General features: G+C 55.0%; 15 protein-coding genes. 10 read left to right on the forward strand and 5 right to left on the reverse strand.

Annotated elements, in window-relative coordinates; all coding sequences use genetic code 11:
- Positions 1-195: 195 nt before the first annotated feature.
- The 3 genes from D7M11_RS08650 to D7M11_RS08660 all read right to left on the reverse strand — a co-directional run bounded on the left by D7M11_RS08650 (position 196) and on the right by D7M11_RS08660 (position 3,688).
- Entirely contained in the window at positions 196-1,560 is a 1,365-nt protein-coding gene (locus D7M11_RS08650) for an ABC transporter substrate-binding protein (RefSeq protein ID WP_158606517.1), read from the reverse strand.
- Between the two features lie 30 nt (positions 1,561-1,590).
- On the reverse strand, positions 1,591-3,048 hold the full coding sequence (locus D7M11_RS08655) for an extracellular solute-binding protein (RefSeq protein ID WP_193556147.1): 1,458 nt from the start codon (positions 3,046-3,048) through the stop codon (positions 1,591-1,593).
- 97 nt (positions 3,049-3,145) lie between these two features.
- Positions 3,146-3,688, reverse strand: coding sequence for an RNA polymerase sigma factor (locus D7M11_RS08660; RefSeq protein WP_240041014.1), 543 nt, complete (start codon positions 3,686-3,688; stop codon positions 3,146-3,148).
- A 387-nt stretch (positions 3,689-4,075) separates the two neighbouring features.
- Between D7M11_RS08660 and D7M11_RS08665 the strand changes: the two genes are divergently transcribed.
- Positions 4,076-4,474, forward strand: a complete 399-nt coding sequence (locus D7M11_RS08665; RefSeq protein ID WP_120746806.1) for a type II toxin-antitoxin system RelE/ParE family toxin — start codon at positions 4,076-4,078, stop codon at positions 4,472-4,474.
- A 7-nt stretch (positions 4,475-4,481) separates the two neighbouring features.
- A complete protein-coding gene (locus D7M11_RS08670; RefSeq protein WP_240041015.1) occupies positions 4,482-4,787 on the forward strand; it encodes a helix-turn-helix domain-containing protein in 306 nt (101 codons plus the stop codon).
- A 90-nt stretch (positions 4,788-4,877) separates the two neighbouring features.
- On the opposite strand, the gene D7M11_RS08675 is transcribed toward D7M11_RS08670, so the two are convergent.
- Together D7M11_RS08675 and D7M11_RS08680 are read right to left on the reverse strand one after the other, a co-directional pair.
- Entirely contained in the window at positions 4,878-6,158 is a 1,281-nt protein-coding gene (locus tag D7M11_RS08675) for an ABC transporter substrate-binding protein (RefSeq protein WP_120746807.1), read from the reverse strand.
- 341 nt (positions 6,159-6,499) lie between these two features.
- Complete coding sequence (locus D7M11_RS08680; protein ID WP_120746808.1) at positions 6,500-7,459, reverse strand: cation diffusion facilitator family transporter; 960 nt, start codon at positions 7,457-7,459, stop codon at positions 6,500-6,502.
- Positions 7,460-7,764: 305 nt separating this feature from the next.
- Here D7M11_RS08680 and D7M11_RS08685 point away from each other — a divergent pair, with 305 nt between their 5' ends.
- From D7M11_RS08685 to D7M11_RS08720, 8 genes are all read left to right on the forward strand, one after another.
- Positions 7,765-8,118 (forward strand): hypothetical protein, encoded by a 354-nt coding sequence (locus D7M11_RS08685; RefSeq protein WP_147433411.1) that lies wholly within the window; start codon positions 7,765-7,767, stop codon positions 8,116-8,118.
- Between the two features lie 207 nt (positions 8,119-8,325).
- Positions 8,326-8,823, forward strand: a complete 498-nt coding sequence (locus D7M11_RS08690; RefSeq protein ID WP_120746810.1) for a cation:proton antiporter regulatory subunit — start codon at positions 8,326-8,328, stop codon at positions 8,821-8,823.
- Between the two features lies 1 nt (position 8,824).
- Positions 8,825-10,072, forward strand: coding sequence for a cation:proton antiporter (locus tag D7M11_RS08695; protein ID WP_120746811.1), 1,248 nt, complete (start codon positions 8,825-8,827; stop codon positions 10,070-10,072).
- Positions 10,073-10,076: 4 nt separating this feature from the next.
- Positions 10,077-10,949 (forward strand): YitT family protein, encoded by an 873-nt coding sequence (locus D7M11_RS08700; RefSeq protein WP_120746812.1) that lies wholly within the window; start codon positions 10,077-10,079, stop codon positions 10,947-10,949.
- A 204-nt stretch (positions 10,950-11,153) separates the two neighbouring features.
- The gene (locus D7M11_RS08705) at positions 11,154-14,261 is read left to right on the forward strand and encodes a hybrid sensor histidine kinase/response regulator (protein ID WP_120746813.1); all 3,108 of its coding nucleotides are present in this window, start codon (positions 11,154-11,156) and stop codon (positions 14,259-14,261) included.
- Positions 14,262-14,265: 4 nt separating this feature from the next.
- Positions 14,266-15,369, forward strand: a complete 1,104-nt coding sequence (locus D7M11_RS08710) for a response regulator (RefSeq protein WP_120746814.1) — start codon at positions 14,266-14,268, stop codon at positions 15,367-15,369.
- Positions 15,370-15,539: 170 nt separating this feature from the next.
- Positions 15,540-20,885 carry a fibronectin type III domain-containing protein gene (locus D7M11_RS08715; RefSeq protein ID WP_158606518.1) on the forward strand — a complete coding sequence of 1,782 codons (5,346 nt, stop codon included), beginning with the start codon at positions 15,540-15,542 and terminating at the stop codon, positions 20,883-20,885.
- Between the two features lie 215 nt (positions 20,886-21,100).
- Positions 21,101-22,171, forward strand: coding sequence for a Gfo/Idh/MocA family protein (locus D7M11_RS08720; RefSeq protein ID WP_120746816.1), 1,071 nt, complete (start codon positions 21,101-21,103; stop codon positions 22,169-22,171).
- Positions 22,172-22,202: the final 31 nt, after the last annotated feature.

Below are 22,202 nucleotides of genomic sequence, written 5' to 3' on the forward strand. Positions count from 1 at the left end.
AAGACGCTTATTTCGCGACGAAATCGCTTGTGGAACCATGTACACTGGCTATAGGAGGCTCAAAAGCACTTTATTTTTCCAAAAACACGAGTTTCTGGGGAGATAGGAGTCTCAAAAGGCTTTTATTTGTAGCTGCCTGCATATGGCGCTAGGCGGAACAAGTAATCGCGAAAACAAGGGTTAGTGGTCGATCCGCTACTTCTTTTGCGCGTCCTGCTCCAGCCAAGCCCGGTCCAGCACAACCTGTGCGTCGGTCTGAATCGCTCGGATCGTTTCTTCGACCGATTTGCGGCCCTTGACCGCTTCGTCGATCTCGCGGATGACGATCGTCTCGAACTGCTGGAAAAAGGCGCTCGGGGGAAACGCAACCGGACTAATGTCCAGCGGCTTCACCTTAAGCATGTAAAACGGCATCAGGCTGAGTCCGTCCTTCGTTTTGGCGAAGGCTGTCCGGGTAGACAGTACATCCTCCGTTTTCTGGCTTACCTTCGCCGCTTCCTCGCTGTTGAAATATTGCACCACTTTCCACGCCGTTTGTGGATGCTCCGCGTTCGCGGCTATAGCATAAATCGGAGAAACGTTGAAGTAGCGCGTGTACTCGGGGTTGGCTGGATCGACGGGGACTGTGACGATATCCCAGTTCAGCTTTGTTTCCCCCCACTGTTTCATGCGGAACATTTGCTCGGTGCTGCTGATCATCATCGCCGCCTTGCCGCTGCTGAACAAATCCATCTGCTTCGTTTCCTCGGGGCCGTAATTGACCCGCTTGCCGTCCTTGTAGTAATAATACAGATTGCCGCTTTTGAAGCCGCTCACCACTTGGTCGAACGCTTTTTTCCATACGTCGGATTCGAGCGTGATCCATTTGGCGTCAGGGCTTATATGGGAGGCGCCAACCGTACCCGCGATATCGCTGACGAAGTCGAACGGGGTGGAATATTTCTCGTGAATGCCGTAGATTCGTTTCCCGGGATCGGGATCGACCGGAAACCGGCGGGCGAGCCGCATCGTGTCGTCCCAGGACATCTGGTTCGTCGGATACGGCACGCCGTATTTGTCGAACAAATCTTTATTGTAATACAGCGCGGAACTCGTGAGCTGCGGCGCGAGCCCGAACAGCTTGCCCTCGTCGTTCGCCTTGAGCTGTTCGATGGCGGCCGGAGTAAAGCTGTCCAGATCGAATTTCGACTTCCGCACGAACGGCTCCAGATCGAGCAGCAGCCCTTTGGACGCCCAACGTTTGTAGTCGCTCGTATACGTGATGAGCAGGTCGGGCTTTTGTTCGCGGATCAGTTTCTCGAATTCCTCGTAGTAATTTTTACCCGGGCCGTACAGCCCCTCGGTCGGAATGATCTCTACCCGGACATCGGGGAATTTGACGGCAAAGTAGTTGCCGTACGAATATTGGAACGTTTGTTCGCTGCCAAAAGGAATGCGCAGCACTTCTTGCTCCGGCTTATCCGCCTGTTTGCTGCAAGCGGAGAGCGCGACCGGCAGCGCCAGCGCGGCGGTCAGGGCGGCGCCGGCGAGCCGGCCTCTCGGTATAGATTTAAGCTCCATGTTTTCTCTGCGGCCTCCATCCATTCCCGATCACGGTTTGTTCGCGGCTTTTGCTTGGTCGAGCAGTTGCTGTCCGCCTTGCTGGATCGATTCGATCGCGGCGTCGAGTGTTTTCGCGCCCGCGGCCGCCGCCTTGATCTCGCTGTTTACGAGCCCGGACATCCCTTGGTACAGCGCCCCCGTGATGATCGAGCCCATCCCCGCGACGTTATCCGGATCGGGCTTTAGCGCGCCAAACGCATCGCTGCGGTAGGCTGCCGTTTCGTTTGCCGCCGGCTTGCGCGAACTCATTCCCATCCGGTTCGACATTTTCTTCGCGATCGGCTCGCTGTGGATCAGCTTGAGCAATTCCCAAGCGTCTCTTTCGTTTAAGGACTGGGCCGGGATCGCATAGATGCCGTCGAAGCGAAGCGAGGACGACACGTTCGGGCGGGCCGGATCAACCGGCTCCGTGACGATATCCCAGGTGAAATCGGCAAGATTGTATCGTCTCTTCCCTTCGAGCAAATCTTCGGCGAGACTTTGGTTCGATACCATCATCGCCGCGTTGCCGGTCAAAAAAGGATTTCGCTTGTAAAAGTCGATGCCGGAAATGCTGCCGGTCCGCGGCTTCGCTTCGTATAGCCAGCCTTTCTTGACCCCGTCGGCGACGAACTCCCAGATCGATCGCCATGCGGACGTATTTACGGTCATTTTGGCGCCGCCGGCGTCCGTCAGACCGAGGCCGCTCGTACGGGCCGCCGCCTCGGCCGCCCCGTAAGGAGAGGAGAGATCCGGCACTAGTCCGTATATCCGGTTATCCCCTTCTCCCTCGGAAGGGAACCTTTGCGCGAGCCGGAACACGTCCGCCCAGCTCGTTTTGTCGGTCGGATAGGAAACGCCGTATTTATCGAACAGCGTTTTGTTGTAGTAGAGCGCATTGGACGAAAAGGTAGGCGTCAATCCGTACAAGGTGCCACCCCCGGCTTCGCGGATCGTCTCGACGATTCCGTCGCGGAAGCCGGACAAATCATACTTCTCTTTGGCGACGAAGCTATCCAGCGCCAGCAACTTCCCTTCTGCGGCCAGCTTGCGGTAAATGTCTAGCGTGACGTAGACTAGATCGGGCTTGTCTTTCTCGATCATTTCCTCGAATTGGACGGCCCGGTCCTTCTGCGGATCGTACGGCGGCGAGTTCACCGTCTCCACGTCCATGTTCGGATGTTGGATTATGAACGCGTCCCCGTAATAGCTCATGAACGACGGGCCGTCGAACCATTGCACCTTCAGGCTTCGTTCCGTCTTGCCGTCGAACGGCTCGAGCTTCGGTTCCTGCTTCAGAAAGCTCAGGATCGGCTCCCGCTGTACGAACAGAACCGTCGCGAGGAAAAGCAGGACGGCTGCTGCCACCCAGGCACTTCCCTTGCTTTTTCGTTTATAGGTCGCTCCCATAGCGATTTGTTCCTCCACGCGCTGCTTTAATTTATCCGGCACGCCTTTTGGATTCAAAGGAAAGTGCCGCAGCTCTTTTTCCCAATCGTTCCGTTTCGAGATCATCTGTATCGCCTCACCTTGTGTCCGATATGCTAAGCGCGATCAAAAAATACTAATCGAATAATTGCTGCTTCAGGATAACCGGCACCTTCGCTCTGGCCCGATGAAGCCGGGATTTGACGGTGCCCGGCGACAGGCCCAGCATGGAGGCGATCTCAGGAATGGTCAACTGATGGTGGGCGTATAAGAGCAGCACCTCGCGCAGCTTCTCGGGCAAATCCATAACGGCTTTCCAAATATCGCCGTTCACCATTCGGCTCAGCACTTCTTTCTCCGTCGAGGAAGCCGTTTCCGAAGGGCGTATCGTTGCCATCAGCAAAACCCGGCGGGCCCATGCCGATTTGCGATGATCCTTGGCGACGTTACGCGTAATCGCGAGCAGCCACGTTTTGACGCTCGATTCCCCGCGGAAGGAGAACATGCTGCGGTACACCTTCAGGAAGACGTCCTGGAAAATGTCGTCCGCCTGATCGAAACGGCTCGTCAGGAAAAACGCATAGTTCCACACATCGTTGCCGTAGCGCTCCATCAGGTCGCTCAAAATGATGTTTTTGTCCGAGCTGTCGGACAGCGCGCTCAAATAGTCCAAACCCACTTTTCGTTCACCTCGATCAATTGGACGAATCGCTGTCTAAAAGGGTTCCCTAAATTACCCCAAAAAGTGAAGGGAGGCCTACGCAGCTTATTCCGATTACTTTTTGGGGACCCCATACTTGGCCCCCAAAAGTGAAGATAAGCTTCGAAGAAAATTCCGAATACTTTTGGAGGAGCCCCCGAGAGAACCCCAAAAAGTGAAGGGAGGCCTGCGCAGCTTATTCGTATTACTTTTCGGGGACCCCCTACTTTGCCCCCAAGAGCGCCCCAAAAAGTGAAACGAAGCTTTGCAGCTTATTGTAGTTCGATAACATATGTGTTATATTTATAACGTATACGTTATAAATCTTGCTTTTTTGCATAAGATAGATTATAAGGGGTCGTTCCGGTGCATAAATATCAGTTTCTGTTCCTCCCCGAAATCGAGGAGTTCCTTAAAGATCTTGAAGTCAGAAAGAATAACGGCGAGAAAGATGCAAGGATTATGTTCGAAAAAATTGCCTATTGCATTGAACGCGTCCGTCTTCAGGGAGTTCGGGCGGGCACGAGGATCATCAAGGACCTAAAGGGGAAGGAAAATAACAATTTGTATGAGTTGCGGCCCCTAGATGAACGAATATTTATGTGTCTTTGGAATGGAAGTTATTTCGTCATGCTATCTCATTATTCAAAGGATGCAAATGAAACGGATGAATTGGAACTAGCCAAGGCCAGGAGGTTGAGGGACAAATTTATAAGGGAACATCGGATTGGGGATAAAAGCAAGCATGATAGGAAACGGAGATGAATAACCAATGAAATCTTGGGACGATATGGTTAGTGAAATGAGCTATGATAGCATACAAGAAATAGAAATCATACGTAAACGGGCTGCTATGGTTGTTGCATTGATCGAGCTGAGGGAAAGCAAGGGGTGGACACAGGCGGAGTTAGCCAGAAGGGCTGGCATGAAGCAATCGGCAATTGCGCGATTCGAGAGCGATACAACTGCTCCACGTATCGATACGATTATTCGGGTAGCAATGGCACTTGGTGTGGATCTCACCTTAATGCCATCCGATCCTTCCCGTAATGAGCAAGCGGCGGCTGCAATGGTATAATATCAAAAACGGACGCCGCGCGGCGTCCGTTTTCGTCAGGCAGGTTTGATAATTCCGTTGGAAGTACGGTGACGCCACTCCGGGAGGTTCTTATTTCTTAGCTTTCTCCGTCGTGACATACTGCTTGATCTGCTCCTCGGCATCGCGCAGGCCGGTATTGATGTCCTTCGAGTTTTTCAAAATGTTGGCGTACTCCGTATTCAGCAGGCTGAGCGCCTTGGAATAGTAAAGCGAGTTGGGCGGAGCCATCTCGGTATGGCTTTTCAGCACGCCTTCGATATGTTTGCCCTTCAGCTCCGGCAAGTCCTGACCGAACGCCTGTTTGAACTTCGGATCTTTCAGGACCGGGAACTTGGCCGACTTCTTCGACATCGTCATCTGCACTTCATCGGAGAACAACACCTCGAGCACGCGCATCTGATCGTCGCGATTCTTGCTTGCCACCATCGGGATCATGCAGTGGAGGTCGTACATGCCGTACACATTCGGTTTGTCCTTGTAGCTCGGGAATTGGGCGACATCCCAGTTCAGGTCGGTCACCTGACGAAAGCGCAGATACAGATTGATAGTAGGGATCATGGCGACGGTGCGGTCTTTCAAAAAGCGGTCGATGGGGGAGCCGGCGATGTAGTCGTTGCCGGGGATGGAGTAAATTTGCTTGGCGACGTCGATCGCTCGTTTGTACGGTTCGGTGTTGACCATGACTTTATCCGTCTTGGCGTCCAGAATGTTCAACGAGAGAGGGAACAGCAGCCGGTTGATGTCGTCGATTTCCACGCCGCGGTATTGGGTCTGGTTGTCCATGCGCGTTACTTTTTTGGCGAGATCGATCGTTTCCTCCCACGTCATGCCATCCTTCGGGTAGGCGACGCCGAATTTATCGAAGATGTCCTTGTTGTAATACAGCGCGTTCAGGTTGTTCGCGTAGGGGAGCGCATATAGTTCCCCCTTATCGGAGTTGGCGATGATCGTGTCCAGAGCGCCTTGGTCGAAGCGGCTCAAATCGAATTTGTACTGCTTGGCGAGCTGATTCAAGTCGACGTAAACGCCGAGATCCTTGTAGGCGGTCAAACGTCCGTGATACGTAACGAGGAAGTCGATGGATTCTCCTTTGGCAAGCACATCCGGCAAATCTTCGGTCGTTTTATCCATCGTAACGGTGAGGTGGGGGTATTTCTTCTTGACGGGCTGAGCGATAAGCTCATCGAAATCCTGGTCCGTAAAGTAGCCTCCAAGCTGATGCACACGCAGCGTTACGGGTTCGAGCGGTTTTTCCGGCGGTAAGGTAGTACCGGTGCTTTGGCTTTTTGAACATCCCGTGAAAGCGATTACAAAGGTGAAAAGAAACGGGACCATCAGTTTTCTTTTCATACAACATCCTCCGTTCGTTCGATTGGGTGATCGATTGCAGCCGAACCTAGGGATACGCGACCTCCTTCATCTTAGTAGCTTAAAAAGAACTACCGCCTTGGCTGACGACGGAAACATGCGGACCTTGAACTTCAGGTCGTCAGCGGAAGTGACTGGCAATAACTGACTTAATTATATCGATGTACCAACGAATGAAACAATGCTTCTAAATGCTTGGTTTTTCATGAAAAAATCATACGATCTTATCCGATCACATGCGATCTTTCGTTTTCATTCTTTATTGCCAATTTACAAAAAAAAGCGACCACCTCGATACGGGATCGAAGGTGATCGCAAACGATTTATTCGGCTTGGAGCCGGGCACGCTCTTCTTCTTCCTTATGGCGCAAAAACTGCTTGCCGTACTCGCCGTGCGGGTGAATCGCCGCATGTTCGATCTGGATCGTAGAGTGTGTGATGCCGTATTTGCTTTGCAGCGTTTCGTTGATGGCGAGTATGACGCAGTACGGCTGAATGCGCTCATTCACGAACACATGGGCGGTTAGCGAATAATGGTCGGTCGAGACGGCCCACAGATGCATTTCGTGCACGTCCTCGACGCCCTCGACTTCACGCAGCGACTGGCGAATGTCATCGAGCTTGAACTGCTCCGGCACCGATTCCATCAGAATCAGATACGATTCCTTGACGATCTTGCTGCCCCCGGTGAAAATGATGCCGCCGATGACGACGCTGATCAGCGGATCGACCCAGCCCCAGTCGGTGAAGTAAATGAGGATCGCCGACACGATGACGCCAACCGAGCTGAGCAGGTCGCCGATAAAATGCCACAGCGCGCTTTTTACGTTCAGATTTTCTTCTTCCTTCATGCTTCGGCTAAGCACGAACGTAAGCACCAGATTGACGATGAACCCGATGGAGGCGATCGTAAGCATCAGGCCAAGATCGATCGCCTGCGGATTAAGCGCCCGCCGCACGCCTTCGTAAAAAATGCCGAGGGCGATAATACAAAGCGCAAACCCGTTCAGGAACGAGGCGACAATCTCAAAGCGGAGATAACCGAACGTAAATTTGGCATTGGGCTGGCGGGACGCTAGATATATGGCCGTCATGCTGAGACCGAGCGCGAAAACGTCGGACACCATATGGGCCGAGTCGGACAACAGCGCCAGTGAATTGGAGGCGATCCCCCCGATAATTTCGACGACCGTAAAAAAGGCGGTCAGTATTAACGTAATCCAGAGCGCCCGTTTGGACGTCGCTTGTTCTTTGACATGGCGTAAATGATGATAATCGTACATATTGACACCTGCTTTCTTTAGAAAAGGACGTTTCTTTCTTCCGTGTCTTTCATTATACGCTCGTCAGGCTTAAAATCAATACTTATTTAAAATAATTCTAAATAAGAGAGAATGGTTATCGTTATCAGTTCATGTTCAACATATGAAAAGAAATGAAAATGTGTGATTTTAGACGGTATTCCGACAAAATATCAGATAAACGGAGTAATGATCATAAAATGGTGGAAAATTTCGATAAAACCTTTAAAAACAGACGATTTTCTGCTAATATAGAGGTAGACTACAACGAAGGGAGGGATGGTACCTTGATGATCTTGCGTCCGCTTATTCGAACGTTCGGCCTGTTGATCTTCGCGTTCGCGCTGCTGTGGTCGTTTCTTATGCCTACCGCCGAACGTGTCGTGACGCCGGTTTCCAAGTCGATTCCCGCCGTGTCCGCACCGGCATCGATTCATTCGCCGCTCGGCGCCCCCGCTCATTTCCTGCAGAAGCTGCGCATTATGCTGCCGCTTGTTGCATTATTTTATGTTTCCCTGTCTATGATAACGAGTTGTCCCGTGATCTGCTCCCGTCTGGAACGATTCGCCCCTCCAATTCCGCTGCTGCGCAAGCAGCTGCTTTTGCGCCCCCTCAAATTCACTTCGCTTTATGTTCATTAGTTATTCGCATCTCGATCTGGTTCGTATGAAACTTGGCAGGCAGGAAAGGATAACCATAACGGCAGCCAGCCGTCTGTTCAGGTGGAGCGGGTAAAGTTTGGCATGCCCGGAATAAACCGTATCATGTTTCCAGATGCCGGGCATTGCCCTTATCCGATTGCGCCGCAGCGGCAAAGCTGTGATCCATTGCAATCGGAGGATAACAGGATGAAACCAATCAGAGAATCGGATTTGCCGGGAATCGGCCGTAAGTACGAAATCGAAACGTTGTCGCGGGAAAGATTTGTGATCGTTGTACACGACGATGGCAGAAGGGAGATTTATACGCCCGATCGAAGCGATCCGGACGATACCGTCTCTGTCGCCACGCTGGAGGATGACGAGGCAAGAGCGATCGGAGCGATTCTAGGCGGGATGCACTATAAACCGAAAGCGCTGGAAACGATCGAGGTGGCGCTGAACGATCTTATCATCGAATGGTATCGGATCGATGACGGCTATGCGGCGGTCGGTTTGACGATCGGAGAGCTGGACGTACGCCAAAAGACGGGCGCGAGCATTATCGCCGCCGTGTATCCGGATCATACGCACCATATTAACCCGGGCTCGGATTATAGGCTTAGAGGGGGCAGCACGCTTATTGTCGCCGGCGAGCGAAACCAGCTGAAGGTGCTGAAGCAGCTGCTCACGCACGGGGGGTCTTAATATGGACCATATCATACTCGAGATCGGACTCGCCGTCGTCCTTATTGCGATAGCCGGCTTGTTGTCGGCCAAATTGAAGTTTTCGGTCATCCCATTTTATATTATTGTCGGCATGGTGGTCGGACCACATGCTCCGAAATGGGGCGTATTCGACTTCCGCTTTATCGAGAGCGCCCCGCTAATCGAATTTATGGGGCGGCTCGGCGTCCTGTTTCTGCTCTTTTATTTGGGGCTGGAGTTTTCCGTCGGCCGGCTTATCAAGTCGGGCCGCTCGATCGTAGTCGGTGGTACGATCTATATCGGCATCAATTTTACGCTGGGCTTGCTGTACGCCCTGCTCGCGGGAATGCCGCTTAAAGAAATGCTCGTCATCGCCGGTATTACGACGATTTCGTCGAGCGCGATCGTCGCCAAGGTGCTCGTCGATCTGAAGCGGACGGCGAACCCAGAGACGGAAATGATACTCGGCATTACTTTGTTCGAGGATGTGTTCCTCGCCGTTTATATCTCGATCTTGTCGGGGCTCGTGCTGAGCGGCTCGACATCGATAACGGGAGTCGCCGTATCGGCGCTGATCGCCCTCGGCTTCATGCTGGCCATTATCGTCATCGGACGGAAGGCGGTTCCGCTGCTCAACAAGCTGCTTGATATTCGCTCGAACGAGCTGTTTCTCCTTGTCGTTTTCGGCGCGTTGATGGTCGTTGCCGGCTTCTCCGAAACGATCCATGTCGCGGAGGCGATCGGAGCGCTGCTTGTCGGCCTCGTGCTAGCGGAAACCGAGCATATGAAGCGGATCGAGCATCTCATACTGCCGTTTCGCGATTTTTTCGGGGCTATGTTCTTCTTCAGCTTCGGGCTGACGATCGACCCAACAGCGCTCGGCGGAGCGGTATGGCTGGCGCTTGGCGCGGTCGCGATCACCTTGATCGGCAACTTCGTGGCAGGCCTGCTTGCGGGGCGCAGTGCCGGCTTGTCGCAAAAGGCATCGGTTAATATCGGCCTAACGATCGCTTCTCGGGGGGAATTTTCGATCGTGCTGGCGGGCCTTGGAAAAGCGGGCGGACTGCTCGGGATTTTGCAGCCTTTTGCTGCCTTGTACGTGCTCATACTTGCCATTCTCGGCCCTCTCCTAACGAAAGAATCGAAACACGTCTACAGGCTGCTCTTCGCCCGCCGTTCGCGATCCGAGCCTGCCAAAGATCCCGCCCAGTCGTCCATCGAACGGGTTCAGCCCGAGCGGGAGGGGTGAGGCGATGCGGGGTGCGATCTTTATCGGCAAACGCCCGAATCGTGCCAGAACACCTTTCCGAACCGGTTTGTTCACGCTGCTATCCTTCTGCGCCGGGGCCGTTCTCATTGCAACCGGACTCGAACTGTTCCTGAAGCCGAACCGGCTTATGACCGGAGGCACACAAGGGATTTCCATCATGCTGGCGCATATGACGGAGATGCGGCTCGGACTGCTGCTGTTTTTCATCAACGTTCCGTTTCTGTTCCTTGCGGCGCCGGGCATCGGCAGAAGCTCCGCCGCGCTCCGCCTTGCCGCCCTCGGGGCGATCGCCGTCCTTACGCTGCTGCTCGATCCGGTGCCGCCGCTGACCGAGCATCCGCTTGCCGCTTCGCTGTTTGGAGGAGCGGCGCTCGGCTGCGGTGCGGGCTTGATCGTCCGTACGGGAGGTTATACGGATGGGGTGGGCGAGGCGGTATACTGGCTCAAGCGGAAAGTGCCGCTGTCTATCGCCGAGCTGGTTATGCTGGCCAATCTGTCCATACTCGCTCTGGGCGGGATTCTGTTCGGCTGGGATCAGGCGATGTACTCTGTTATCGCCTACTTCGTCGCCTACCAGTCGCTGCGTTATACGATGCGAGGCAGTCACCGTTATACGATTGTGCGTATACGCGGACACCGGCACGAGGCGATCCGTTCCGGCTTGTTGTCTCTTACCGGCTCCAATTGCTGGGTGGCGGCTCCGCATGAGGCCGCGGACGGGCTGACCGTTCTGATCTCTCGGCAGCAGGAGAGCCGCGTGCGCGAGCTGGTGCTGGCGGCCGATCCGGAGGCAACCATTCGCATGACCCCGCTCGGGGCGGTTAACGACGAAACTTACAAATATAGCGGCCAGTGAAAAAAAGCTAAAGGAGAACGTCGTCCTGGCCTTCCCGATCAACCGAAATCGTCCAAAATGAAGGGTTTCGGAGAATTTTGTCGAATGAGTTACTAGGAACTCGCTGTACGGATTTAGTTAGGGCGTGTACGCAAACTCGCCGCAGCCTGCTTACCCAATGGGCAGCGTCCGTTCGCAAGCTTCATCCTGTTCAAAGGAGCGGATATGGTGCTTAAGAGGACGCTGCTCGTTTTTTTGGTTGGCTTGATTTCCTTTATGCTGATTCCGCTGTCTGTCGTTATGGATAACGGTAAACAACAAGGCGATTTGCGCATTCGGGACGGCGCGATGGATCTTTCCGCCTGGAACTACGAACAGGGCCGTATGATCAGGCTGGACGGCGAATGGGAATATTATTGGAACCGGCTGCTGACTCCCGAAGATTTTGGGCAATCTGGCGCGAACAAGCCGTCTCCTGACGCTTTGATGAACGTACCCTCCAAGTGGAACGGCAAGACGGTAAACGGCTCGCTTTTGCCCGCTCACGGCGCGGCCACGTACCGAATGGTGCTGAAAAACGTGCCGGCAGACGGCGTGTTCGCCTTGAAAAAGACGAATATCCGCTTTTCCAGCGCCGTTTACGCAAACGGCCGAAAGCTGTTCGAGGACGGCAAGCCATCCTCGACGGCGAGCGGCTATCGGGCGGGAAACGTGCCGCAAATCGGCTTTTTCTCGGCGGAGCGGGGCGATGTGGACATTATCGTCCATGTGGCCAATTTCGACTTCTCGAACGCGGGCATTCCGGCCTCCATTTATTTCGGCGAGCAAAGCTCGATGCTAACGCTTCAGCAGAAGGCCAAGGCGCACGAATTAAGCATCTTCGCCATCCTTATCGCCCTTGCTCTCATTTATGTCATCTGCTTCGTAATCGCGGCGCTGTATGGCAAAAAGGACTATTCCTTGCTGCTTTTTGCAGCGATTTGTTCGTTTTATGCGATGTTTAACGGTTTGACCGGGGAACGGGTGCTGCTTATGTATGCGCCCGCCGTTTCGTTCGAAACGGTGTTTAAAGTGAAGGACATCTGCTCGATGGCCGGCCTCAGCGCACTCGCCATCCTTTTTTATCGGCTAAGGCAAAGCATGATTTCTTTGGCGTTTACCCGTTTCGTCGTTGGAGTGCTCGGCGGTTATGCCGTTCTGATCGCATTCCTTCCGATTTCCGCCTACTCAACCGTAGAGCCGTTCGTTATTCTGGTATACGAATCGATGACGATCTGGCTGCTGCTGAGAACGGCCGTGCTTTATATCAGAAGTGCCGAAGGCAACCGTCTGGAGCGATTTCTGCTGTTCGCGGCGATTTTATGCATGACGCTGTATGCGGTCGACCTGATTTTATTTTCTTTCTCCTTGAAGGAAAATGCGCGGATCGGCCAATTTTATATGATTGGTTTTAATATGGTCATGTTGGTTTTGGTCGTGCTCCGATTTTTTGAAGCGTACCGTACGGTAGACGGGATGAAGGACCGGCTTCTCCAGCTAGACAAAATCAAGGACGATTTTTTGTCGAACACGTCCCACGAGCTGAAAACGCCTTTAAGCGCCATCGTAACGATTACCGATACGCTGCTTAAGGGCGTGGAGGGACCGATTACCGCCAGGCAGGCGCAAAATTTGGCCATCGTTTCGGGAAGCGGAAGAAGGCTGACGGAGCTCGTCAACGAGTTGCTCGACTATTCGAAAATAAGGCATGGCGACATAACGCTGTACAAATCCGCCACCGATCTGAAAGCCGTTGCCGATTCGGTCATCCGTATCCATTCGTTTTTGCTCGAAGGCAAACCGATCGCGCTTGTGAACCGCGTTCCGGAGAACCTCCCCGCCGTGTATACCGACGGGAATCGGCTTGTGCAAATTTTGCACAATTTGCTCGGCAATGCGATCAAATTTACCGAACTCGGCACGGTGGAAATAAGCGCGGACGTCGCTGGCGACAAGGTGGAGGTGCGGGTAAAGGATACGGGAATCGGCATAGCGGCGTTTATGCAGGAGCGTATTTTTTTGCCGTTCGAGCAGGCGGATGCATCGGAAACGCGTAACTATGGCGGAACGGGTCTCGGACTAAGCATCACGAAAAAGCTGGTCGAGCTTCACGGCGGCGATATTCGTGTCGACTCGGCTCCGGGGCAAGGCGCTGTGTTTGCTTTCACGCTTCCGCTGTCGCCGGAGGCGGCTGTGGAAAGCGCTGCGGCGCGGGAAGAGCAACGACCGCCTGTGGAGACGTCCCCTACTTATTGGGAGCCGGTTTATATCCAGGGAGAGAAGGATGAGCGTGTGCTCGTAGTGGACGACGACTTCGCCAATCTTCAGGCGGCGATCAATTTGCTGCGGCTGGACGGATATTCCATCGTTGCCGTCAACCGGGGCCGACTTGCGCTGGAGGAGCTGGCCAAATGGCAGGACGTTTCTCTGATCATTCTGGATATGATGATGCCCGATATGTCCGGTTACGAAGTGTTGGGCAAGGTGAGGGAGCGATTTTCACCTTTTGAATTGCCGGTACTAATGCTGACGGCCAAAAACAGAGCCATCGATGCGAAGGTGGCGCTGGATGGCGGGGCCAACGATTTTGTCGGAAAACCGTTCGAGGCGGAGGAACTGATGGCGCGCGTGCGAAGCTTAACCCGCTTGAAAGCTTCCGTAAAAGCCGCCAAAAATGCGGAAATCGCTTTTTTGCGCTCGCAGATCAAGCCGCATTTCCTATATAACGCGCTTAATTCGATTGTCACGCTGTGTATGGACGAGCCGCGCAAGGCGGAGGAGTTGACGCTTCAGCTTTCCCAATATTTGCGGGGCAGCTTCGATTTCAAGCATCTGGATTCGTGGACGACCCTGGACAAGGAATTGGAGCTGGTGGAGGCGTACGTTTGCATCGAGCAGGCGCGTTTTGGCGAGAGGCTTCAGGTGGAGTACGATGTGGACGATTGCGCGAATATGCGGATTCCGCCGCTTGTCTTGCAGCCGCTGGTGGAGAACGCCATCTGTCATGGCCTGATGTCCAAAGCGGCTGGAGGGAAAGTCATCGTAACCGTGAAGAAGCAAGCGGACGACGGACTGAGTTTCGTTGTGGAGGACGACGGATGCGGGATGAGCGAGATCAGGCTCAGCGAAGTGCAGCATCCGGATGCGGACAGGAAAGGCGTCGGACTATGGAACATAAATCAGCGAATCAGGCTGCTCTATGGCGAGAGCCTTCGCATTGAAAGCACGGTAGGAAGCGGAACGAGGGTGAGCTTCGACGTTCCCTGGCAGCCGGGCAAACGGAGGGGAGGTTAAAGACATGCTGCGGGCTATTATCGTGGACGATGAGCCGTTGTCGATCAAACGTTTGAACAGGCTGCTGTCCGAAAGCGGGGAGATCGAAACGTGCCACACGTTTAGGAATCCGCTGGAGGCTTGCGAATTTGCTCAGGCGAATCCGGTAGACGTGGCATTTCTCGATATTTCCATGCCGGAGCTGGACGGGATGACGCTTTCCGGTTTGCTGCAGGAGCTCGACAGCTCCACGGACATCGTTTTTGTAACCGCTCATGACGAATATGCGGTTCGGGCGTTTGAGGCAAGCGCGCTCGATTATTTATTGAAGCCCGTAACCGCCGAGCGAATGGCCAAAACGCTCGACAAACTCAGGAAGAAACGCGGATCTGCCGCTGCCGGACCGTCTTTGTCGGTTTTTTTGTTTGGTGGCTTGAAGCTGTGCCGCAGCGGCATGGAGCAGGAGACGATCAGGCTGAGAAGCCCCAAAACCGAGGAGCTGTTCGCTTTTCTAATGACCCGGAGGGCGGTGAGCCGGGAGGAAATCGTCGAGACGTTATGGAGCGGCCTGGAAACGGACAAAGCGCTGAAAAATTTGAATTCGACTTTGTACTATATTCGCAAGGCGATCGGCGCGGTCCAGGCGGGCGATTGCATCGAGGCGGGCAGGCATGAGATTCGCATTGCGGATAGCGGCGTTTCTTGCGATTTGTACGAATTCGAGCGGCTGCTGAAGCAAATACGCTCGGCTCCCGAGCCAAGCGCCGATTGGTTCAGACAGGCGGAAGCGCTGTATACGGGAGAGTTTTTGAAGGGAAAGGCGTATGAGTGGGCAAGCGGGCAAACGCGCCGGCTCGAGGAGCAGTACATCGAGCTGCTCGAAGCCGCTGCGAGATTTCATATCGAGCTGAATCAGCCGCAAAAATCGCTGCGGTATTTTGGCGAAATATTGAAATTGGATGCGATAAGAGAGGACATCAGCCACGAGGTTATCCGGCTGTATACGGAGCTCGGTAGGAAGCACGAGGCGTTTCGGCAATATGAGCTGCTGGAGCAATTGCTGCTGCAGGAGCTCGGAACGAGACCCGACCCCCGGATTCAAGCGTTTATTGCGAAATTGAAAAGTTAGCGGCAAGTGGCGGAAAAGCCTGCGGAATCGATTAATGATTTCGCGGGCTTTTTGTTTGTTTATTCTCTGTTTATTGCGGCTTTGTATAATAGGCTTGATTGTTGTCGAAGGAGTTGAGATTTTGGTGGTTGTTGTCGGAAAAAAATACTTCTTGAGGGAGGATGTCGATTATGAATGGAAGAAGATTTGCTTCTGCTATTAGAAGATGGTATAGCGTTGGTTTGATGCTGCTTATTGTATACGCATGCTCGTTTCCTGTCCCGGTGGACGCGGCGGAAACATGGACGTCATACGGCAAAATAGGGCATCTAAGCGGATCGGGCTTGGGTAAATTTTATTTTCCGCAAGGATTGGCGGTAGACGGCAGCGGAAATGTGTATGTGGCCGATCAGGGCAACAATCGCATTCAAAAGCTTGATGTGGCTGGTGATTCATGGAGTAGCATTCAAGGGCCTCCGCTTTCGCAGTTTAATGCTCCTATGGGCGTGGCGCTTGACAGCGGCGGAAATATATACGTGGCTGAATATAGCAGCAGTCGCGTCCAGAAGCTGGACATAGCAACCAATACGTGGAAGACGTGGGCTCCCGGCAATTTTAATAAGCCGAGCGGGATCGCTGTAGATACCAGCGGAAACGTGTATGTGGCTGATACGGATAACAGCCGTATTCGGAAGCTTCCTGTGGACACCGATACATGGATCACGATGGACGGATTGACGTTGAACAAACCGAAAGACGTAGCGACAGACAGCAGCAAGAATGTGTATGTGCTAGATACCAACAATCACCGGCTGCTCAAGTTGTCGTCGGGCGGCATCGTCACAGATAGTTGGGGAAAAAGCGGTAATGCTGCGGGGACGGCTTTGGGCGAATTTAGTAGTCCGGCCAAAGTGGCGGTAGATAGCTCAGATAATGTGTACGTGGCCGATACCGGCAACGGCCGCGTTCAGAAGCTGAGCGGGAGCACCTGGAGCGCAATAGGTAAAAACGGCCCGATCTCGGGAGGCGGCTTGAACGAATTCAACAATCCGCTGGGCGTGACAGTGGATGGCAACGGAAACGTGTATGTGTCCGAAGCGATGAATCATGCCGTGCTGAAGCTGACCGGCGCGGCGCCGGTCGTGTACGGGGATGTAGGCCCTGCTGAAGGCAACGCTCCAGGCGAGTTCAAGGTGCCAAGTGGAGTAGCCATAGATAGTAGCGGCAATTTGTATGTGGCCGACGGGAACAACTTCCGTGTTCAGAAGCTGCCTGCAGGCGGAAGCACATGGAGCTCCTATGGCGCCGGCACCCATGGAGCGGGCAACGGCCAGTTTAAAAATGCAACCGCAGTGGCGGTGGACCAGAACGGAAATATGTATGTGGCGGATATGCCCAACCACCGCATTCAGAAGCTGTCGCCAACAGTCGGCTACTTGGCTGCGTGGGGGAACGGAACAACTGCGGGAACAGCTTTGGGCCAGTTTGACAGCCCTAGCGGCGTGGCGGTTGACAAAAATAAGAATCTGTATGTGGCGGATACGAACAATCATCGTATTCAGAAGCTGCCTGCGGGCGGCAGCACATGGAGTTCATGGGGCAAGAGCGGCAACGCTTCGGGAAGCGGCCTCGGCGAATTCAACAGCCCGAAGGGGGTGGCTGTTGACGGCGACGGGAACGTTTATGTGGCCGATACGGAGAACGATCGCATCCAGAAGTTTACAATATCCACGGGGCTATGGAGCGAGTGGAAAAAGACCGGCGGCGGCCCCGGATCTTTCCTCAAGCCAAACGGAGTAGCGGTTGACGACAGCGGCAACGTTTACGTGGCCGATCTTGCCCGTAATCGTATCCAGAAGCTGACTTTGTCTACCAATACGTGGAAGGTTTGGGGAGGCTCGACTCAGGGGGAGACCGGTATGGGGAAGTTTTCGAACCCAAGCGGAATCGCGGTGGACAGCAGCGGCTCGACGATTTATGTAGCCGATAAAAATAACAACCGCATTCAGAAGCTGGTCATTACGGTTACGACGCCTGACGCTCCTACAGCGGTAACGGCAACGCCGGGGAACACCCAGGCAACCGTCAGCTTTACGCCGCCGGCAGAAGACGGGGGGAGCGCGATAACGGGTTATACCGTAACGGCCAGCCCGGGGGGAAAGACCGTAAGCGGTACGTCAAGCCCGATTACGGTGACGGGCCTTACCAATTTGACGGCGTATACGTTCACGGTGGTCGCCACGAACGAGAAGGGAGATTCGCTGCCTTCCGCGGCCTCGGCAAGCGTAACGCCGGCTTCCGTGCCAGACGCCCCGACCGGAGCGTCGGCAACGGCCGGAAACGGGCAGGCGAGCGTCAGCTTTACGCCGCCGGCGAGTGACGGAGGAAGCGCGATAACGGGTTATACGGTCACCTCGAATCCGGGCGGCAAGACCGGCACAAGTGTAACGGTCCCGATCTCGGTGTACGGTTTGACGAACGGCACGGCCTATACGTTTACGGTAGTCGCCAATAACGCGATAGGCGGTTCGACGCCTTCCGAACCGACGGCAAGCGTAACGCCGGTCGGGAAGCCTGGCGCTCCGACAGCAGTGAACGCAGCAGCCATGAGCGGCGCCGCTATCGTCAGCTTTACGCCGCCGGCGAGTAACGGGGGAAGCGCCATAACAGGCTACACCGTTACCTCAAGTCCGGGCGGACTCACAGGAACCGGAACCGCAAGCCCGATTATAGTACCCGGTTTGACGAACGGCACGGCTTATACGTTTACGGTTGTGGCGACAAACGGAGAAGGGGATTCGTTGCCGTCTGCGGCATCGGGAAGCGTAATGCCGGCAGCCACTCCGGGCTCGCCGACCGAAGTAACAGCGGTATCGACGTCCAGCGGCCAGGCGAGCATCAGCTTCACGCCGCCGGCAAGCAGCGGGGGAAGCGCGATAACGGGTTATACGGTGACGGCAAGTCCGGGAGGTTTGACGGGAACCGGAAGCGGAAGCCCGATTACGGTGTACGGTTTGACGAACGGTACGGCCTATACGTTTACGGTCGTGGCGACGAACGGAATCGGGAATTCGCTGCCGTCCGCGCCATCGGGAAGCGTAACGCCGGCTTCTGTGCCGGACGCTCCGACGGGAGCGGCGGCGACGCCGGGGAACCGTCAGGCGCTCGTCAGCTTTACTCCGCCGGCGAGTAACGGCAGCGCGATAACGGGCTACACGGTTACGTCGAATCCGGGCGGACTCACAGGCAGCGGAACCGCCAGCCCGATCCTGGTAACCGGATTGACGAATGGCACAGCTTATACATTCACGGTTGTGGCGACGAACGCAAAAGGGGATTCGCTGCCGTCTGCGGCGACGCCGAGCGTAACGCCGGAGGTTCCGCCGATTGAGGCCCCGGTGCTGCATTCGGTCGTGGCTGGCGATGGGCAGGCCCTGCTAGCGTGGAGTCCGGTGGCTGGCTCGACCGGATACAAAGTATTCCAAAGCGTGACAGCCGGAACGTACGGAACTGAAGTAGCGGCTGTCGGCGAGGCGGTACACAGTTACAGAGCCACAGGCTTGACGAACGGTGTGACGTATTATTTTGCGATAAAGGCGACCAGTCCGTACGGAGACAGCGCCGCTTCCAATCAGGCGGGGGCGACTCCGCTAGTCTCGGCGCCGGGAGCGCCGGTATTGCAAGCGGCCGCAGCCGGTAACGGGCAAGTGACGCTGGCATGGAACGCTGTACCGGGTTCAATCGGGTACAAAGTGTTTCAAAGCGTGACGGCCGGAACTTATGGAAGCGAGGTCGCGACCGTTGGCGAGGCGGTATACAGTTACAAGGCTACGGGCTTGTCGAACGGTGTAACGTATTATTATGTGGTGAAGGCGACCAATCCGGCAGGGGACAGCGCTGCCTCCAACCAAGTTAGCGCTATGCCCGTGAACGTGCCGGGGGCGCCGACGGACGTTGTAGCGACGGCTGAAGACAGCATGGCGACCGTGTCTTTTACCGCTCCGGCGGATCATGGCGGAAGCCCTGTAACCGGGTACGAGGTTTCAGCTTGGCCAGGGGGCATCGTGGCAACGGGAGGGGCAAGTCCAATACGGGTGCAGGGGTTAGCGAACGGAACCGTTTATACGTTTACCGTGAAGGCGATCAATCGGGTCGGCGGCAGCGCGCCTTCCGCTCCTTCCAATGCGGTCACGCCAAGTGCGTCCGATAGCGATGCCGGCACGCCTACAGATACGCCAGTGAATACGCCGGCCCCGACAACTCCAACGATTTCAGAGACACCAGGCACAGGGGTTGATGTTCTGATTAACGGGAAAGCAGAAAGTGCCGGCACGGCGACAACGGTTAAAGCGGGCGACCGGACGGTAACGACAGTGGCGATTGATCCGCAAAAGCTGGAGGAGAAGCTTGCGGCGGAAGGTGAGCGGGCTGTCATCACCATTCCGGTAAAAACGAATGCGGATGTCGTGATCGGCGAATTAAACGGCCGAATGGTCAAAAATATGGAGCAAAAGCTGGCGATCGTGGAAATTGCCACCGAGAAAGCCGTCTATACGCTGCCTGCCCAGCAAATCAACATCCAGGCCATAGCAGAGCAGCTCGGGAGAAACGTAGAGCTTCAAGATATTAAAGTGCGTATCGAAATCGCCGCACCTTCGGCTGATATGGTGAAGGTTGTGGAAAGCTCGGCGGCAAGAGGAGAATTCTCCATCGTCGCTCCGCCGCTCAACTTTACGGTAAAAGCGGCCTATGGGGACACGACGATCGAAGTATCCCATTTTAACGCCTACGTGGAACGAAGAATCGCGATTCCGAAAGGAACGGACCCGGCGAAAATAACGACGGCCGTAGTCGTGGACCCGGATGGGGCGGTTCGCCATGTGCCGACCCGGATCGTAATCGTAGACGGCAGCTATTACGCCATTGTGAACAGCTTGACGAACAGCACTTATGCCGTCGTGTGGCATCCGCAGCAGTTCAAGGACGTTGCCGGGCACTGGGCTCAGGACGCCGTGAACGACATGGGCTCGCGGATGGTTGTGAGCGGGGTCGGCAATGACCTGTTTAACCCGGATCAGGAAATTACCCGCGCGGAGTTCGCGGCGATTTTGGTGAGCGGTCTCGGACTGAAGCTGGAGAAAGCGGCCTCGCCGTTCGCCGATGTGAAAGCGCCGGAATGGTACGTCGACGTGATCCAAACCGCCTACGCGGGCAAGCTGATTAGCGGCTTTGAGGACGGCACCTTCCGTCCGATGGACAATATTACGAGGGAGCAGGCGATGACGATCATGGCCAGCGCCATGAAGCTCACCGGTCTGAAGGCGAAGCTGGCGTCCGCTCAGGCGGGTGTACCGCTCGGCTCGTTTGCGGATGCGAATAAAGTTGCGGAGTGGGCGGCAAGCGGCATAACCGACTGTCTGCAGGCGGGCATCGTCTCCGGTCGGGACGGCGCGAAGCTTGCCCCGAAAGCGTACATGACTAGAGCAGAGGTAGCCATCATGATGCAAAAGCTGCTGCAATATTCGGAGCTGATATAAGCTCGCGCTGTTCGCCCGTTAGGTTTCGGCAACAGCCTCCCGCGGTTCAGCCAAACACGCCAGCCTTTTTCGCGCATAGGGTTCGAAAGCCTGTTCGCTTCAAAAAAGTACAAAACAACGGACCGTGAAGATAAAGATTGTTCGCGCCGGACCGTTTAAGATGAAAGTGTAGACCGAACCGATACACGAACCCTAAGCGGAAAGAGGGAAAAACAATGAGTAAAATTCGACTTGGCATTATTGGCTGCGGCGGAATGGCCGGCTCGCATTCCGGGGGCTTTCATTATTTGGCGGACCGGGTGGAGATCGCCGCCACATGCGATATCGATCTGGAGCGTGCACAGAAGGCGGCGGAAGCAACCGGCGCGAAGCTGGCGGTAAGCGACTATCACGAGCTGCTTGACCATGTGGATGCGGTGCTTGTCGTACTGCCGCACGATTTGCATTACGAAGTCGGCATGACCTGTCTGAAGGCGGGCAAGCATGTGCTGATGGAGAAGCCGATGTGCAACACGGAAGAGGAATGTATCGAGCTGATCGAAACGGCGGAGAGCCTCGGCAAAGTGCTGATGACCGCCTATCCGGTTCGGTTCTGGCCGATCGTCCTCAAGCTGAAGGAATTGATCGATTCGAAGGCGTATGGCGAATGCTTCCAAATGTCGGTGTGGACCGAGCAATATACGAAGTATGCCCCGGGTCATTGGGCGCTTTCGGCGGACCGGCTCGGCGGCGGGCAGTTTTTCAGCCACGGCTGCCATTACGTCGACATTCTGATGTGGTTCCTCGGCCGTCCGGTGCGAGGCACGCATATCGGCACCAACTTCGGGACGCCGTGGATGGAGAAGGAAGGCACAAGCAATGTAACGATCGAATTCGAAAACGGCGCCCTCGGCTATCACTTCGGCACCTGGGGAGCGCGGGGCACGCGGCTCGGCTGGAGCATTCACGCCCATTGTACGGAAGGGATGCTCGAGATCAATCTGGCCGACAAAAAGCTGTACGCCCATACGCACATCAAGGAAGAGAAGGCGAATCTGGATTCGGAATCGCGCAGAAAGGTGCTGTACGAGGCGGACGCCTCCGGCAAGTTTACCCACCACGAGCTGGAGCATTTCCTCGATTGCATCCGCGACGGCGCGCAGCCGGTAACGGACGGACCGACAAGCTTGCAAGGACTCAGAGTCATCTGGAGGCTGTACGAGGCGGAGCGCAACAACACCGTGGCCGACCTGCGCGGACTCGGCTTGGACGAGGACTGGAAGGCGCTTAATCCGGCTCGAGCTTAATCCAATAGAATTTCACCATAACCCGGGACAT

This window comes from Paenibacillus ginsengarvi (assembly GCF_003626695.1).
Classification (GTDB): Bacteria; Bacillota; Bacilli; order Paenibacillales; family NBRC-103111; genus Paenibacillus_AB; species Paenibacillus_AB ginsengarvi.

What these genes read in the sequence shown, in the direction of transcription:
- D7M11_RS08650 (WP_158606517.1), bottom strand. Translation starts at nt 1,560, where the DNA reads ATGGAGCTTAAATCTATACCGAGAGGCCGGCTCGCCGGCGCCGCCCTG.
- D7M11_RS08670 (WP_240041015.1), top strand. Translation starts at nt 4,482, where the DNA reads ATGAAATCTTGGGACGATATGGTTAGTGAAATGAGCTATGATAGCATA.
- D7M11_RS08675 (WP_120746807.1), bottom strand. Translation starts at nt 6,158, where the DNA reads ATGAAAAGAAAACTGATGGTCCCGTTTCTTTTCACCTTTGTAATCGCT.
- D7M11_RS08680 (WP_120746808.1), bottom strand. Translation starts at nt 7,459, where the DNA reads ATGTACGATTATCATCATTTACGCCATGTCAAAGAACAAGCGACGTCC.
- D7M11_RS08690 (WP_120746810.1), top strand. Translation starts at nt 8,326, where the DNA reads ATGAAACCAATCAGAGAATCGGATTTGCCGGGAATCGGCCGTAAGTAC.
- D7M11_RS08695 (WP_120746811.1), top strand. Translation starts at nt 8,825, where the DNA reads ATGGACCATATCATACTCGAGATCGGACTCGCCGTCGTCCTTATTGCG.
- D7M11_RS08700 (WP_120746812.1), top strand. Translation starts at nt 10,077, where the DNA reads ATGCGGGGTGCGATCTTTATCGGCAAACGCCCGAATCGTGCCAGAACA.
- D7M11_RS08705 (WP_120746813.1), top strand. Translation starts at nt 11,154, where the DNA reads ATGGTGCTTAAGAGGACGCTGCTCGTTTTTTTGGTTGGCTTGATTTCC.
- D7M11_RS08710 (WP_120746814.1), top strand. Translation starts at nt 14,266, where the DNA reads ATGCTGCGGGCTATTATCGTGGACGATGAGCCGTTGTCGATCAAACGT.
- D7M11_RS08715 (WP_158606518.1), top strand. Translation starts at nt 15,540, where the DNA reads ATGAATGGAAGAAGATTTGCTTCTGCTATTAGAAGATGGTATAGCGTT.
- D7M11_RS08720 (WP_120746816.1), top strand. Translation starts at nt 21,101, where the DNA reads ATGAGTAAAATTCGACTTGGCATTATTGGCTGCGGCGGAATGGCCGGC.